General features: G+C 65.8%; 12 protein-coding genes. 5 read left to right on the plus strand and 7 right to left on the minus strand.

The features are described 5' to 3' along the window. Positions 1 to 58: 58 nt before the first annotated feature. Together AC1GI4_RS03865 and AC1GI4_RS03870 are read right to left on the minus strand one after the other, a co-directional pair. Positions 59 to 3,142, minus strand: coding sequence for a TonB-dependent receptor (locus tag AC1GI4_RS03865; protein WP_479628619.1), 3,084 nt, complete (start codon positions 3,140 to 3,142; stop codon positions 59 to 61). 4 nt (positions 3,143 to 3,146) lie between these two features. Beyond that, on the minus strand, positions 3,147 to 4,211 hold the full coding sequence (locus AC1GI4_RS03870; RefSeq protein ID WP_479628620.1) for a LacI family DNA-binding transcriptional regulator: 1,065 nt from the start codon (positions 4,209 to 4,211) through the stop codon (positions 3,147 to 3,149). On the opposite strand from AC1GI4_RS03870, the gene AC1GI4_RS03875 reads away from it, so the two are divergent. From AC1GI4_RS03875 to AC1GI4_RS03885, 3 genes are all read left to right on the plus strand, one after another. Further along, on the plus strand, positions 4,210 to 4,425 hold the full coding sequence (locus AC1GI4_RS03875; protein ID WP_479628621.1) for a hypothetical protein: 216 nt from the start codon (positions 4,210 to 4,212) through the stop codon (positions 4,423 to 4,425). The two genes, AC1GI4_RS03870 and AC1GI4_RS03875, sit on opposite strands and share 2 nt — an antisense overlap. A 32-nt stretch (positions 4,426 to 4,457) precedes the next feature. Further along, on the plus strand, positions 4,458 to 6,713 hold the full coding sequence (locus AC1GI4_RS03880; protein WP_479628622.1) for a glycoside hydrolase family 3 N-terminal domain-containing protein: 2,256 nt from the start codon (positions 4,458 to 4,460) through the stop codon (positions 6,711 to 6,713). Between the two features lie 288 nt (positions 6,714 to 7,001). Beyond that, entirely contained in the window at positions 7,002 to 7,979 is a 978-nt protein-coding gene (locus AC1GI4_RS03885; RefSeq protein ID WP_294270866.1) for a potassium channel family protein, read from the plus strand. 102 nt (positions 7,980 to 8,081) lie between these two features. Here AC1GI4_RS03885 and AC1GI4_RS03890 read toward each other — a convergent pair whose 3' ends face one another. Both AC1GI4_RS03890 and AC1GI4_RS03895 read right to left on the minus strand, forming a co-directional pair. After that, positions 8,082 to 8,741: a hypothetical protein gene (locus tag AC1GI4_RS03890; RefSeq protein ID WP_294270863.1), complete on the minus strand. Its 660-nt coding sequence runs from the start codon at positions 8,739 to 8,741 to the stop codon at positions 8,082 to 8,084. A gap of 66 nt (positions 8,742 to 8,807) precedes the next feature. Continuing rightward, positions 8,808 to 9,383 carry a hypothetical protein gene (locus AC1GI4_RS03895; protein ID WP_479628623.1) on the minus strand — a complete coding sequence of 192 codons (576 nt, stop codon included), beginning with the start codon at positions 9,381 to 9,383 and terminating at the stop codon, positions 8,808 to 8,810. Positions 9,384 to 10,000: 617 nt separating this feature from the next. Between AC1GI4_RS03895 and AC1GI4_RS03900 the strand changes: the two genes are divergently transcribed. Beyond that, a complete protein-coding gene (locus AC1GI4_RS03900; RefSeq protein WP_294270858.1) occupies positions 10,001 to 10,822 on the plus strand; it encodes a sensor histidine kinase in 822 nt (273 codons plus the stop codon). Here the strand turns inward: AC1GI4_RS03900 and AC1GI4_RS03905 are convergent. Beyond that, entirely contained in the window at positions 10,760 to 11,419 is a 660-nt protein-coding gene (locus AC1GI4_RS03905; protein ID WP_479628624.1) for a response regulator transcription factor, read from the minus strand. The genes AC1GI4_RS03900 and AC1GI4_RS03905 overlap by 63 nt on opposite strands. Further along, positions 11,409 to 12,689: a sensor histidine kinase gene (locus AC1GI4_RS03910; RefSeq protein WP_479628625.1), complete on the minus strand. Its 1,281-nt coding sequence runs from the start codon at positions 12,687 to 12,689 to the stop codon at positions 11,409 to 11,411. The genes AC1GI4_RS03905 and AC1GI4_RS03910 overlap by 11 nt, the downstream gene beginning before the upstream one ends. 575 nt (positions 12,690 to 13,264) lie before the next feature. Here AC1GI4_RS03910 and AC1GI4_RS03915 point away from each other — a divergent pair. Beyond that, complete coding sequence (locus AC1GI4_RS03915) at positions 13,265 to 13,600, plus strand: carbohydrate porin (protein WP_479628626.1); 336 nt, start codon at positions 13,265 to 13,267, stop codon at positions 13,598 to 13,600. Positions 13,601 to 13,954: 354 nt separating this feature from the next. On the opposite strand, the gene AC1GI4_RS03920 is transcribed toward AC1GI4_RS03915, so the two are convergent. Continuing rightward, entirely contained in the window at positions 13,955 to 15,511 is a 1,557-nt protein-coding gene (locus AC1GI4_RS03920) for a DHA2 family efflux MFS transporter permease subunit (protein ID WP_479628628.1), read from the minus strand. Between the last annotated feature and the right edge of the window lie 104 nt (positions 15,512 to 15,615).

Below are 15,615 nucleotides of genomic sequence, written 5' to 3' on the forward strand. Positions count from 1 at the left end.
TCATTCTCGAAATTGAACCGCCGCCCCGGTGCTGGCCGGGGCGGCGGTGGAGGACGCATCAGAAGTTGAACCCTGCCGACAGCTTCACCGTGCGCGGCGGATTGCCGCCGATGCTGTAGGTCGACACTTCCCGATAGATGCTCGGCGAACCCGGGGTCCGCGTCGTGTCGCTGGGGTCGTTGTTATAGTCGACATAGTTGCGGTCGTTCATCGCGTTGATGATGTCGACGCGGAAGCGGATACGCGTCTGGTCGCTGATGAACTTGAGCGGCACATATTTGGTGAACGCCAGGTCAAGCTGGCGACGGCCCCAACGATCACCCAGCCCGAACACTTCCGAGCCCACCAGCGTCCGCTGATACGGGTTCGACGTGTCGAGCAGCGCGCGCTGGAAGGTCGGGCTCTCGATCTGGAACTTCGCCGACATCGTCACGCCCAGCGGCGTGTCGACGCTGCCCGCCACCACGAAGCGGTGACGCGGCACCACGCCCGAACGCAGCATCGGGTAATCCGACGCCTTGGGGAAATCGAGCAGGAAGTAGGACGACTGGTCGTTGTTAGGCCGGTTATCCACCGCCGCCGTGAAGGTATAGGTGGCGTCGATGCTCCAGGGCGAGGCCGCCGAATAGGCCTTGGTCAGCTTGGCATAGGCCGAGTCCGCGCGCGTCTCCAGCCCATTGTCGCCGAGGATAATCGCGCCGTACCCGCTGGGCGCAAAGCTGGTGTTCGGCCCCTGCGGCGCGCCCGTGGTCGGCGACGGCGCGAAGAACGAGCCGTCGGGACGACGCGTGCCGAGCAGATAGACGAAGCCGTCCTTGCTGACGATGCGCGTATAGCCGACCTCCAGCTCGACCGGGTTGAACCGCCCGCGCAGGCCCAGGCTGAACTGGTCCGAATAGGGGATCTTCAGGTCGTTCTTGATGAAGCGGAACTCGCGCCCGCCCGGGCTGCCATTGCCGATCAGCTGCTGTCGCCCCGCCTCGGTCAGATAGACCGGGTTCCAGGGAATGCAGTTCGGCCCGGGCGTACACGGATTGATCGTGTCGGCGCCCTGGAACAGGAACTCGCGGCGCTGGAAACGGCCGTTGGACAATTCCTGCTGCAGGAAGTCGAACTGATTGCGGTCATAGGACCGGCCATAGCCGCCGAACACCGCGAACCGGCCCTGCTCGTCCAGGCGATAGGTGAAGCCGACGCGCGGCTGCCACGCGCCCTTGAACGCCTTCCGATTGCTGCCGGTCGAGATATAGTCGCTGATCCGGTAGTCGGCGTTGACCAGGTTCGGATAGTTGGCGGGCGACACCGCGTTGACGTTCTCGGTAGTCGTCACATAGTTCAGGAACGCCGGGGTCCGCTCATAATCCCAACGCAGACCGAGGTTCAGCGTCAGCCGGTCGGTCACGTCCCAATCGTCCTGCGCATACAGGCCCAGCTGGAAGTTCTTGGAGCGGATGCGCGGATCGCCCAGGGTGCCGTTCGTGCCGAATTGCAGGCTGTAGGGAATCTGGTCGTTGAACCCGCTCGCCGAGGGCAAGGTGGTATCATAGAGATAGAGTGGATTGATGAGGTTCTGCTCCAGCGAGTTGAGCGTCACCCACTTCGCCTTCGCGCCGACCTTGAAGGTGTGGTTCTCGACCCCGGTCCAGGTGAAGTCATCCTGGATGGTCCAGCCCTTCTGCCCCTTGTCCTGGAAGCCCAGCCCGGCCCCGGTGCGGAACAGGTCGAAGGTCGACACGCTGCTGCCGTTGCGCGTCGTGGTGCGGAACTGCTGCCCGATGCCGTTCTCGGCGGGCTGCGGCGACCAGGCGACATCCTCATAGGACAGGCGCACGTCGTTGATCCACCGATCCTCGCTATGCTGCCAGCGCAGCATCCCACGCTTCTCGTTCACCTTGCTCAGCGTACGCGTGGAGAAGGCGGCATTGCCGTTGCCGATCTGCACGCCGGTCTCGTTGCGGTACTTGCCGGTCAGCTCGATCAGGTCCTTGTCGGTCGGCTCCAGGTCGATCTTGCCGAAATACAGGTCCTGGCGGAAGCTCGAGTTGAACGACCCGAAAATGTCGCGATACTGCGCAGGCAGGCTCGACACCGCGACGCCGTTGGTCGGCAGGATGTCGATCGGCACCTGCCTCCGCTTGCCTTCGTAGCTGACGAAGAAATGCGCGACGTCCTTGACGATCGGCCCGCCCAGCGCGACGCCGAACTGCTTGTCCTCCGAGGGGATCTTGGCAATCTTGGTCGGGAAGATTTCAGTCGGGCGACGGTCGCGCAAATTCTGGTTGGTGAAGTCGAAGAAGCCCTCGCCATGGAACTCGTTGGTGCCCGACTTGGTGCCCGCGATGATCGCGACCGAGCTGACCTGATCCAGCTCCGCCTTGTAGTTGGACGACAGCACCTGATACTCGCCGATCGCGAGCTGCGGGAACGGGTTGCCGGGCGAACTGTCCTGCCCGGTCAGGCCGCCGCGCAGCACGTAATCCTTCTGGCTGACGCCGTCGATGAAGACGTTGACCGAGTTCGACCCTTGCGCCCCGCCCTGGATGCGCGAGCTGCCGTCCGAGCTTTCGATAAAGCGCACGCCGGGTGCGAGATCGGCGAAGGCCAGGAAGTTGCGGCTGTTCTGCGGCAGCTGCTCGATCAGGCGCGGCGTGATGTTGATGCCGACCTGCCCGCCGGACAGCGAGCGGATGCGGCTGCCGGTGACGATGATGTCGCCCTGCTGCGCTTCCGCGGGCGGCGGTGCGGTCTCGCCGGTGGTGGTGTCGCCCGGCGCGGGCTGTGCAGGCGCCGGAGGGGTGGTCAGGTCGAGGTCGAGCCCGGCATTCTGCCCGACGCGCAAGGTAAACTGATCGGAATTGCGCGTGCCTTGCTTCAGGCGGATTTCCAGCCGGTACGACCCCGCCCGCAGCGACGGGAAGTTATAGCTGCCGTCCGCGCCGGGGACGACGGTGCGACGAAAGCCGGTATCGGCCTCGATCAGGGTCACGTCCTGCACGGGATTGTCGGGTGCGCTGCGGATCACGCCACGCAGCGCGGCCTGCCCGGCCTGGGCGGCTGCGGGCGCGCTCCACATCGTCGCGGTTCCCAGCCCCGCGAGCATCGTCGCGCCCGCCAGCGCCAGCCTGAATGCGTTCCTCTTCATAACCCTATCCCCTGTCGGTTTCTCTTGTTGTTTCACGCACCATCAGATGCGGCACGATCACCTCGTCCGCCGTGGTCACCCGGCCTTCCGAAGGCGGTTCGCGCTTCGCTGCGATCTGTTCGGCAAGATGGGTCACGGCGCGCGCACCCATCGCCGCGATGTCGATCGCGACGCTGGTCAGCGCCGGGCTCACCAGCCGGGCCAGCGGAATGTCGTCGAACCCGGCGACCGCTACCTGCTCCGGCACCGCGACACCACGACGCTTCAGCGCCATCAGCGCGCCGATCGCCATCATGTCGTTCGCTGCGAAGATCGCATCCGCCTCCAGCGACCCGCTTGCGACGCGTTCGCCGACCATGGTCCCGCTGGCCTCGTGGAAATCACCCTCGATCACGTTCAGCGCCACGCCCGCCGCCGCTGCGGCGGCCTCGGCGCCAGCGCGTCGCTGCTGCGCGTCGAAATTGCTCGCCGGGCCGGAGATATGGACGATCCGCTTCGCCCCGCCCGCCGCGAGATGCGCGACCGCCGCAGCCGCCCCGCCATGATTGTCGATGCGCAGATTGAGACTTCCGTCCTGCGGCGCGCATGCCAGGAAGACGGCCGCCGGCCCGCGCGGCATGTGCCGGGCGAGGACGGCCGGATCGAGTTCCGGCGCCATCACCACCAACCCGTCGACCTGCCCGCGAAGCGCCGCCAGGGTATCGACCCCGCGCCCCGCATGGAGCACGGTCAGCAACAGGCCGAGTCCGCGCTGGCTCGCCTCGCGGTCCATGCCGCGCAGCAGCTCGGAATAGAATTCGCCATGCAGGTCGGGCAGCACCACGCCGATCGCGCCGGTTCGTGCCATGCTCAGGCTGCGTGCGCCCGCATGGGGAACATAGCCAAGCTGCGCCGCCGCCTCCTCGACCCGCACGCGCATCTCCGCGCGGACATGGTCGCGCCCGTTGAACACCCGCGACACCGACGCGACCGAGACACCCGCCACGCGCGCGACGTCATGGATCGTCGCATACGCGCCGCGCGCCGCCGGAGCAGCGGCAACAACCGAGTCGGGTCGGTCGGACGACATGATCGACGAAGCATCCTCTCTGTTTCGCGGGCTTGTAACCGCTTACAGAAACCGCTTACATGAACCAGGAATGACAATCAATCGGCTGATTGTTCAGCTGGGCGCCATCCCGACGGTCGCTGGTTATGTGATCCAAGGTCCTGTTTTTGCTAACCGCAGCGATCGCGGTGGGCAGACATGGGGGACCTGGATCAAGTTCCCGGCCACGGCGTAGATGGCGCTTGAAAGAAGACGAAAGGGAGCAGGATGAACGGTCAGGATCGGCGGATATCGCGGCGGGCATGGCTGGCGGGTGCGGGCGCGGCGCTGGCCTGGTCGGCCAGTCCGGCACGCGCCCTGCTTGCCATCGCAGGCGAACGCCCGCTTCCCGCCTCCGTCGAGTCGCTGCTCTCGCGAATGACGCTCGCCGAGAAGGCGGGGCAGCTCAATCTGCTCGCTGCCGCCTGGGCCGGGGGGGCCGCCATCTCGCTCAACCCGGCGGGCGCCGCGTCGAGCTTCGACGCGCAATTGCGCATGGTTCGCAGGGGCGAGTTGACCGGCGTCTTCAACGGCAACGGCGCGGAGATGGCGCGGCGGATGCAGACCGAGGCGGTACGTCGCTCGCGGCTGAAAATCCCGCTGCTGTTCGCGGCCGACGTCATCCACGGCCTGCGCACCGTGTTCCCGGTCCCGCTCGCCGAAGCCGCGAGCTTCGACCCGGACCTGGCGCGTCGCACGGCGCGCGCGGCGGCGGTCGAGGCGTCGGCGTCGGGGATCGACTGGACCTTCGCGCCGATGATCGACATCGCACGTGACGCCCGCTGGGGCCGGGGCGTCGAGGGATCGGGCGAGGACGTGCTGCTCGGCCGACTGATGGCGGCGGCCCGGGTCGAGGGTTTCCAGGGCAGCGGGCTCTCCGCACCCGACGCGGTTGCCGCCTGCGCCAAGCATTTCGTCGCTTACGGCGCGGGCGAGGCCGGGCTGGACTATAACAGCGTCGATGTGTCCGAACGGACGCTGCGCGACATCTATTTCCCGCCTTTCCAGGCCGCCTTCGCGGCGGGCGCACCGACCGTGATGGCATCGTTCAACGATCTGTCGGGGATCCCAGCAACGGGGAACCAGTGGCTGCTCGATACGGTCCTGCGCAAGGAATGGGGTTTCGGCGGGCTGGTCGTTTCCGATTACACCGGCGACGAAGAACTGATCGCGCACGGCTTCGCCAAGGACAGCCGCGATGCGGCGCGCCTTGCCTTCCTCGCGGGCGTCGACATGTCGATGCAGAGCGGGCTCTACCTCAAGCATCTCCCCGATCTGGTCGAGAAGGGCGAGGTGCCGCTGGCCCGGCTGGACCAGGCGGTGCGACGCGTGCTGGCGCTCAAGGTCGCGCTGGGCCTGTTCGACGACCCCTTCCGCCGCATCGACCCGGCGCGCGAAAAAGCACGACTGCGCACCCCCGAGGCCCTGGCGCTCGCGCGCGAAGCGGGTACGCGCAGCATCGTCATGCTCCGCAACGAGGGCAACCTGCTCCCCCTGCCCCGCACGGGAAAGAAGATCGCGCTGATCGGGCCGTTCGCAGGTGACCGGCACGACCTGATCGGGCCATGGAATGTCTATGGCACCGATCGCGAGGCGGTAGACCTCGTCACGGCGGTGCGTGAGACCTTGCCCGACGCGACCCTGGACGACGGCAGCGATCCGGCACGCGCGGTCGCCGCGGCGCGTGCCGCCGATATCGTCGTGCTCGCGATCGGCGAGACCCAGAATATGTCGGGCGAAGCGCAGTCGCGCACCGAGATCACCGTGCCTGCAGAGCAACAGGCGCTTGCCGAGGCGATCGCCGCGACCGGCAAACCCTATGTCGTGCTGCTGCGCACCGGGCGGGCGCTGGCGCTGAGCGGTGCGGTGGCGAAGGCCCCCGCCCTGCTGGTGACATGGTTCCTCGGCTCGCAGGACGGCCCGGCCATTGCCGATATTTTGTTCGGCACGGCATCCCCCTCCGCGCGGTTGCCGGTGTCCTTCCCGCGCGCCAGCGGGCAGGTCCCCTATTATTATGCGCATCGCAACACCGGCCGTCCCAACCCGCCCGGCGCGCTGCAGCCCTATAAGGCACATTTTCGCGGCTATCCGAACAGCGCCTTGTTCCCGTTCGGGCATGGCCTGACCTATGGCGACATGGCGTATTCGGACCTTCGTCTGAGCAGCCAGACGCTGGGCGACGCACCGCTCACGATCCGCGCGACCATCGCCAATAACGGCCGCATGACCGCGACCGAAGTCGTTCAGCTCTATATCCACGACGTCGTCGCCAGCGTGACCCAGCCGGTACGTGTGCTGAAGGCTTTCACCCGCGTCACCCTTGCCCCGGGCGCGCGTCAGGACGTCACCTTCACCCTCACCCGGGCCGACCTGTCCTTTATCGGTCGCGAGCTGACACCGACCACGGAACCCGGCGCCTTCCGGCTGTGGGTCGCCCCATCGGCGGAAGTCGAAGGACTTGGCGGTACGTTCACGCTGACGTGACCAATGAAGGCAGCTCGGAAGTCGTATCGGCTCGGTGCGCACGTCGTGCTTCGCCCGACCGCTGGTGACCGGGACCAGCATGTTCGATCCACCCGCCTTCGCGTTAAACCGCGATAGCATGAGATGGGCTCACCCCTCCCCTTCAGGGGAGGGACAAGTGCTCGTTCAACGACGGGCGACCTATCCATGTCTGCGCCCATACGTTAGCCCCGTGGGATGACAGCGCGCGGTTCGCACAAATTATGGCCTGCAACCGGCACCACGCCTTCGCTCCGGAGGCGGCTCGGCATGCCCGTCTGGCTATCGCTGCTGTGGCGCGTCGGCCTCGTCATCGCGTTGATCGGCATCGCGTTGGCGGGGCACTGGTTCGACCGGGCCGGACTTCGCGACAATATCGACGGCCATATCAGCTTCGCCGACGTGCTCTACTTCACGATGATTACCATCACGACGGTCGGCTATGGCGACATCGTGCCCGTGACAGAGGGGGCCAGGCTGTTCGACACGTTCGTCGTTACGCCGATCCGCCTGTTCGTCTGGCTTATTTTCCTGGGAACTGCCTATGACTTTCTCCTGCGACGCGTCTGGGACCGTTGGCGTATGAAGGTGATCCAGCGGCGATTGAGCGATCACACGATCGTCACGGGCTTTGGAACATCGGGCAGCGAGGCGGTCGCCGAGATGCTGCGGCGTGGGGCCGATCCCGCCACCATCGTCGTGATCGACGAACGTGCCGCGGCGATCGAACTGGCCGAACAGTTGGGCGTCAACGTCATGCAAGGCGACGGCAGCCGCAACACGACGCTGGAGGCGGTGCAGATCGCGCGCGCCAGGGCGGTCATCGTCTCCGCCGGGCGCGACGACACCTCCATCCTGATCGTCCTGACCGCCCGCCGCCTGGCCCCCGGCGTGCCGGTCAGCGTCATCATCCGGTCGGAGGACAATGAACCGCTGGCCCGTCAGGCGGGCGCAACCACGGTCATCAATCCGGCCAGCTTCGCCGGATTGCTACTGGCCGGCTCGACCTATGGCGAGCATCTGGCCGATTATATCGCGGATTTGGCCGCGCACGGTGGACGGGTTTCGCTGCACGAACGCGACGTCACGCCAGCCGAATACGGCAAGCCACTGTCGGCGCTCACCACCGGCCTGGGCGTCCGGATCCATCGCGGGGGCGGCGCGATCGGCTTCTGGGAGGACGCGGCCCGGCGGCTCGAACCTGGCGACCGCCTTGTCGAGATCGTTCCGGCCGAGCGCCTGTCCTGAACGGCGCCATCTCGCTACGCTCGCTCCAGCGTCCGCCATCGGCCCGGCTGACGCAATCCCGAGCCACGCCAGCTGGTCGCCAGCCGGGCTCACCCGACGGGATCATGGCGTCGGCGCGGTTTTCGGGGCGGTGATGGGCGCGCCGGTGACGGCGGCGGAGGTTCGGATCTGCGCGGCGACGATCTTTTGCGCCTCCATGCGAATGGCCGCCTGCACGACGGGGTTGGCCAGGTCGATCGGCCCGGCATTCGGGTTGCCCGCGATCGCACGACTGTTGGACACCAGGGTCGCGATCGGGGCAGCAGAGCCGTCCGCCAGCTTGTAGCGATCGGCCATGGCACCGGGGCACGTCTGGCCGGTCGCGGCGAAAAAGGCGTCCGCGCTCTTCACGTCCTGACACATGCGGGCGATCGCCACATTGTCAAAGCCCATGGCGTGCCAGGCGGCGGCGTCGGAGCGGCGTTGGCACCCCTCGTCATTGCGGCCGACATTGATGTTGAAGGCGATCGGCCCGCCCGCCGCACCGCCGCCGGTGCCGACCAGGCAGGGATTGGCGCCGCCGAAATAACTGCCCTGCGCGCTGGGCGTCGTCCAGGTGTGGCCGCCATAGGTCACCTCCTGCTGCTGCGGCACCTGGGTTTGCGGCCCCGTGATCGCCATGACATTGACCGTGCTATTGGCCTGCGAGTCCATCTGCTGCGCTGCCACCGCCGCCGGAAGGATCGCGAGCGCCGCAGCCACACCACTGACGAGACGTTTCATCATTCCTCTCCTTGCATCCGAACAAAGCCGGGGTGGCACGAGGGCCACCCCGCGAGGCGCCGGGCTTTAGTTGACGTCCCAGCCCAGCGAGCCGAAGGTGAAGGCCCCGACGCCCGCCGCGCCCGCCATCGTCCAGTCGGTCGAGGTGGCGTTGAAGGAGTCGTTGTGGGTCGAGTCGAACGAGGAGGTCAGCTTGAAGTCGGCGCTGCTCTGGCCGAAGTTCATGACCTGCATGTTCAGCGCCGCCGAGCCGCCGGTGATGCCGCCGTACAGACCCGCGTTGAAGCTGGTCGACACGATCGACCCGTTGTTCGAGGCATCGACATTGGCGAGGATCGAGGTACCCGACGAACCGACGCCGCCGACCACGGCATAGCTGGAACCCAGCGGCAGGCTGCTGATGTTCATCGTGCCGCCAAAGCCGCTGCCCGAACCGCCCGAAAGCTCGCGGTTCATGTCGATGCTCAGCGTCTGGCTGTTGGTGCCGTTCACGCTGCCCGTGTCGATCGCGCCGTTGGTGAAGCCCCCGGCGCCCAGGCCGATCCCGGCCCCGCCGTTAATGGTGCCGGACGTCTGCGCGGCGGCGGGTACCGCCAGGCCCAGCGCCAGAACCGAGATCGAGGCATAAAGTACTTTCTTCATGATACGCTCTCCTGTTGCCCATGGTCATGGGTGTTCGTCCGGCGGATCGCCCACCGGGCGGCCTTGTCGCACCATGGGGGCGGCCTTCCCCATGGCGACGGACGTCAGGACCGGCGGCGATGTCGCCGGAGCTGCGAGGGTCCGTGCCTCGCTTCCCGAGGGAAAGCGGCGCAGTGCCGTCGGTACCGCGCAGATACCGACGGACACCGCCGGGAGATCGGATCGGTCGATGCGATCGGGTGCCGGGCGCCGCCGCCCGGAAAGCCCGTCGCCACGGGGGGCAGAGTGTGCGACCCGATGGTCCCAAGCCCGATGAAGGCGGGGCAGCGGCCATTCGTTCGCCCGCGCGCCGCCGACAGAGGTGACGGGGTCCGCCGGATCAACCGCCAGTCTCGACGCTCACCGCCCGGTTTGTCGTCCGTGTCGAACATCCCGCACCTCCTGAACGAAGGCATAAATCGGCGACCGGCGATCGAAAATTCCGCACGATTACGGACGCCTAGGTGTCGGCATCCGCAATCCTACGGAATTGCCAGCCCCGTCGTGCGGGCGCAGCAAGGACGGGTCGGGCGCGCGATCCGGGGATCGCCGAACCCGTAGCGCAGGGGAGTCTGGAGATGCCGGGGGAAGAACCGATCATGTATGTCACGATCCGCTGCGCGGACCTGCCGCCCAGCCTGAGCATCGTCCCGCACGAGCCAGGCGCAAGCCTGACCACCCCAGGCGCAAGCCAGACCGCCGAGGCGCTTTCGATGGCGATCCGCGTACCGGCCGTCACCGATATGGGCCGCCGGGTGACCCTGTCCATCCTGCCGCCGCCCCGCGACGCGCTGGACGTGCTGATGCAGACCGAGGCGCAGCACCGCGCGCGCAACCTGGTGTCGCTGTCGATCGCGTTGGCGCATCAGTCGCTGGGACCGCTCACCGCCGATCCGGCGGTCGCGGCCTTTATCGATCGCCTGCGCAGCCTGGATGCGGTGGCCCGCATCGGATGCGACGTCGCCGGGGAATTCTGCACCCTGCCCAGCGTGTTCGGACAGGTACTGGCGCGGTTCGACGATCCCACTTGCCCGCGCATCACCCAGTCCGGGCCGTCGGTGGCGATCGCGGCGCGCTGGGCGCATCTGCTTGCGATGGTGACGCACGAGCTGGCGGCCAATGCGATCCGTCACGGCGCCCTGGGCCTGGGCGGTGGACGGGTCGATCTGCGCTGGACGGTGGTTCGTCACCCGGACGACCCGGAACCCGATTTGCATCTCAGCTGGCGGGAATTGGGCGGCCCGCCGGTATCCCCGCAGGCCAGAAGCGGTTTCGGCACCCGCCTGCTGCGTGACATGATCGGCGCACAGGCAAGGTGCGAGCCCGCGATGCGCTTCCTACCGGGCGGGTTGGTCTATACCCTGACCATCAAGCTCGCCACCAGCGATGTGCGCGACTGACGCCGACACGGCGTGGTCGGCCTCCAGACCCAGCCGGATCAGCTGGGCAAGACTGGTCGCGCCGGTCTTTTCCATCAACTTGGTACGATAGGTCTCGACGGTGCGCGGGCTGATCCCCAGCTCTCGCGCCGCCTGCTTGCTGGTCGAGCCGGCGGTGATGAGCGCCAGGACTTCGCGTTCGCGGCGCGACAAGATCTCCACGCATTGCAGAGGCGCCGCGCGCTCGTCGGCAAGACGCCGGGCATTCTCGATCGCGTTCATGATCGTGCATGCCTCGAACGGCTTTTCTATGAAGTCCAGCGCGCCCGCCTTCATGGCCTCCACGGCCAGCGGCACATCGGCATGGCCCGCAATGACGACGACCGGATCGCTGCGCCCCATCTGCGGCAGGCGACGCACCAGCTCGATCCCGCTCGTTCCCGGCATCAGGACGTCGCAGATGATGATGCCGACGGGCAGCGCGTCGATCATGTCCAGGAACAGGTCCGCACTGCCGAAGGTCCGCGCGGGAACGCCGCCCGTGGACAACAGCAACGCGAGCGAGCGACACATTTCCGGCTCGTCGTCGATGATGTAGACGGATGCGTCATGCGGCATGGCCGGTCTCCCCCTGCAAACGGCTTGGAACGGTAAAAAGAAAACGGGCGCCCCCCAATTCGGTGATCGCATCGCACCAGATGTGCCCGCCATGCGCCTCGACGATACCGCGACAGATCGCCAGACCGATGCCGACGCCCTCCGGCTTGGTCGATCGGAAGGGCGCAAAAAGTCTGTGGCCGTCGCCGTCCGGCAGGCCGCAACCGCTATCCTCGACGGCAACGATCAGCCTGTCCTCCGACGGCTTGCGCCAGGTGCGGACGACGATCCGCCGGTCGGGTCGTTCGCGCACGGCATCGACCGCGTTGACCACCAGGTTCAGCATGACCTGCTGAAGCTGGACCGCGTCGCACAGTATCTCGGTCGGTTCGTCGGGGAACACGATATGCAAGTCGGCCCCCGCCTCCCTGACCGCCATTCGCCCCAGCTTCTCGACATCGACCAGCAGCGACGACATATCGATCCAGGACAAGGTCGGGGCGCGCCGTCCGACAAATTCCTTCAACTTCTTGAGCACGGCCGAGGCCCGAAAGATCTGCTTCAGCGCATCGTCGAGCGCGCCGCGGGCGATATCCAGATCGGGGGGATTGCGCGTTATCAGCGCATGCGCCGCGCCGACATAATTGGCGACGAAGGCCATCGGTTGATTCAGCTCGTGCGCGATCGAGGAACCGAACTGGTTCAAGGTCGTCGCCCGCGCCATCCGGTATAATTCGCGCTGGGTCACGGACAGATTTTCGGCCGCGACCATCGCATCCGTCTCGTTGCGGATATAGATCATGCGATACGTCTGGCCCTTGATCGGCAGAGGCTTTGCAAGGACGTTGAGATGGAGCGCTCGCCCCGGCCCCATCTCGACCGAGCAAACACCCGCGTCTCGAACGGTGCCGAGCGGCAGGACCGCACTGAGGCGCAATCCGATCAGATTGGTGCAAGACATACCGAAAAGAGCCGCCGCAGCCTCGTTCGCGGCTGCGATCGTATCGCGCGAATCCGCGACCAGCATGGCGGCCGGCGAGTCTTCGAACATCGTCTGCAACGTCTGTTCACGCCGGAACATCCGCGCCGCCGCCCGACGCTCACGACGGCGCAACCGCTGCGTCATTTCACCGCTGATGGCCAGTCCCGTGCAAAAGAGCAGCACGATCCCGACATTGCGCGCCGTCACCAGTGCCACACCGCTGCTGGCGAACAATGCGGTCCCCGAGATGGAAAAGGCCGTCGCAATCGCTCCGGCAGCAAATCCGCCCTGGAGCGAAGCAAATATCACCGCGCCGATGCAGAACAGGAAAGGAAGCTCAACATCAAGCCATGATCGCAATATCCATGTTATTGCGACGGCCAGAATACTGGCCGATATAGCAAGGTCGAACCTGGGCGCGGACACCTCATCACTTCCGCTATCATCAATCAATGCCCAAAATCGCTGCATCGCCCGACGTCGACCGAGCCACCCTATGCGATCAGGAATATTTCAGCAATACAATACCTTATAATGCCTCTTGTCTGAGCTTTATCGCAATGCAGCATGTATGGATGGGATCATCCGCTTTCGATTGATCCTTCTCCTAAGAGCTACCGACAGATTTCGAACAAATCACATTTTGGAATATTTTAGGATCCACCTGGCGTTGATGAAGATGCGGATACAATCGCCCCTTTGACATCAATCGTTTGACTAGGATGGTGATTTCCGAGCAAATTGAATATTCTGGGAAAACATCACAATGGTCCACGCCTTTATTGCCAGCGAATAGGCAGAAATCTGGCACCCTATTTTTACTCCATCCGCTTCACTCTTCCCGCGCCTCGACCTTGGCCGCTCGTTCACTCCGGGCTTTGACCATGGTAGAGCGTCGCGGGATGAGCGTCGGCGCGGCCATCTGGACCGGCTCGCACGGCCGACTCCGGCTCGGCGATCGCCAGCGTCCGTTTCTCCAGGCGTCGCGTGCTCTGGCCGGTGGAACCGACAGGGTCTTTCCAGACGAGGGCGTGTTCAAAATCAACTACGGCATCGCGGCCTCTCGCAACGTGCGGATCAGCCCGAACATCCAGTATGTCGTAAGCCCGGACAATTTCGCCAAGCGACGCGCGGTCAAGCGGTCGGGCAACATCTTGGCGTACGGCCTGCGCGTTTCGATCGATGGGGCTGCCCTGCTGCGAATGCCCGCGCCGCGGTGACGCGCCTCCTTAACGCTCTGGAGGGCAAGGCGTTGATCTTTCGCCGACGCTGCGTCGCGGATCGACGCATCGTGCAGGTCACGGTCTCAACCTCCGGGACGGCCCTGGTAGCGCGGTCGACCACCGCGATGCGCTTATACCTTTAGATTGGGATGACATGATGTTGACCCGTCATTGCGAGCGCAGCGAAGCAATCCAGGGCAGCGCACGGAACCCTGGATTGCTTCGCTGCGCTCGCAATGACGGGTGATTTTTCGTGGTGTCATCTCGCGATAAGCCCCACATATTCTCGGTTTGTCGCCGGTTTCACTGATACGAAACCGGGGTCCGCAAACCTGCAGGTCTGTACCGGCATCATTCCACGGGGGTGCGCCGTACCCACAGCACAGCGATCACGATGATGGCGGTCAGTACGCCACACATCGCCCAGGCCGCGTTTACGGCGGGGACGAGTGCGGCCTTCTCGACCAAGGGCCGCACCATCTCGACAGCGAAATCGTCCAGCGGCTGGCCACGCTGTTCCAGGAATGCGTCCCTGGGAATACCGATACGCAACGCGGTGCCCAGGTCGCCTGCCTGCAGTCGGCTGGCGATGTGGTGGCCTTCGGTTGCGGCCCGGCTGAAGATGATCGTGTCGACCAGCGCCAGGCCCACCGCGCCGCCCAGGTTGCGCATCAGATTGAACAGCCCGCTGCCATCGGCGACCAGCGTCCGGGGCAACCGGCCCAGTGCCATGCGGGTCGGCGGCAACAGACAGAACATGATCGCCGCCCCGCGCACGACCTGCGGCAGGATCATCTCATGGAAATCGGTCTGCGCGGTCTGGCCCATACTCATCAGCAAGCCGACGCCGAACAGGCCGAAGCCGAAGGCGGTCAGCCAACGCGGATCGACGCGCCGCTCGGCCCACACGGCGATGGGGGCGGTCACCAGCTGCGCGATGCCGGTGACCAGCATGATCTCGCCGATCCGCAACGCACCGTGCCCGCGCACCAGCCCGAGGAAGAAGGGCATCAGATAGGTCGAGCCGAACAAGCCGAACCCCAGCACGAAGCTGAACAGGCATCCGATCGCGAAGTTGCGGTCGGCAAAGCAATGCAACTCGACCAAGGGCACCGCCGCCCGCCATGTCCGAACGACAAAGCCGATGCCACACGCGACGAAGACCGCAAGCAGACCCGCGACCCGCGCATCGCCCCAGCCGCGCGTCGGCGCATCCTTCAGGCCGATCTGAAGCGCGACGAGCGCGGCGGCGAGGAGGATGAGTGCCAGAATGTCGATGGCCCGACGCTCGCCGGATCGCTCGACCGCCGCCTGCCCACGCAACAGCCACGCGACGCCAAGCGCGGCGACGATGCCCGGTACGATGTTGATGCGAAACAGCCAGTGCCATGAAAAAGACTGCGTCACCCATCCGCCGACGATCGGCCCGACCGTCGGCGCCAGCACGGCGGCGACCCCGGCGATCGTCGTCGCCAGCCCCTGCAGCCGAACCGGAAACAGGAGGAAGACGGCGGAAAATACGATGGGGATCAGCGTGCCGCCGGAAAAACCCTGTACGACGCGCCAGAGGATCAGGCTGTCGAAACCGTCGCTCATCGCGCACCCGATCGAGGCGAGCGTGAACAGGCTGACCGCGCCGACAAACAGCCGTCGCATGCCCAGCACATCGGTCAGATAGCCGGTCAGCGGGATCGCGACGATCTCGGCGGTCAGATAGGCGGTCTGGATCCACACCATCCGGTCGGGCGGAATACGCAAAGCCGCCTGGATCGTGGGGAGCGAAGTCGCGACGATCTGCACGTCCAGGATGGCCATGAACATGCCCAGGCACATGAAGGTGAAGCCCGCCCAAGCGGCGAACCCTGCCGCCTGCGGCTCCGGTGCGATCGATGCGGCCTCGGGTGTCATATCGTCGCTTCGCCTGCCATGGATCCGCCCTATCCTGTATTTTTCGACACGTTGAACAAGCTGCGACGCGGATCGTTGCGCTCCGGTATCCATTTCTGCCGGTT

The organism is Sphingomonas sp. 77B, from assembly GCF_056497825.1.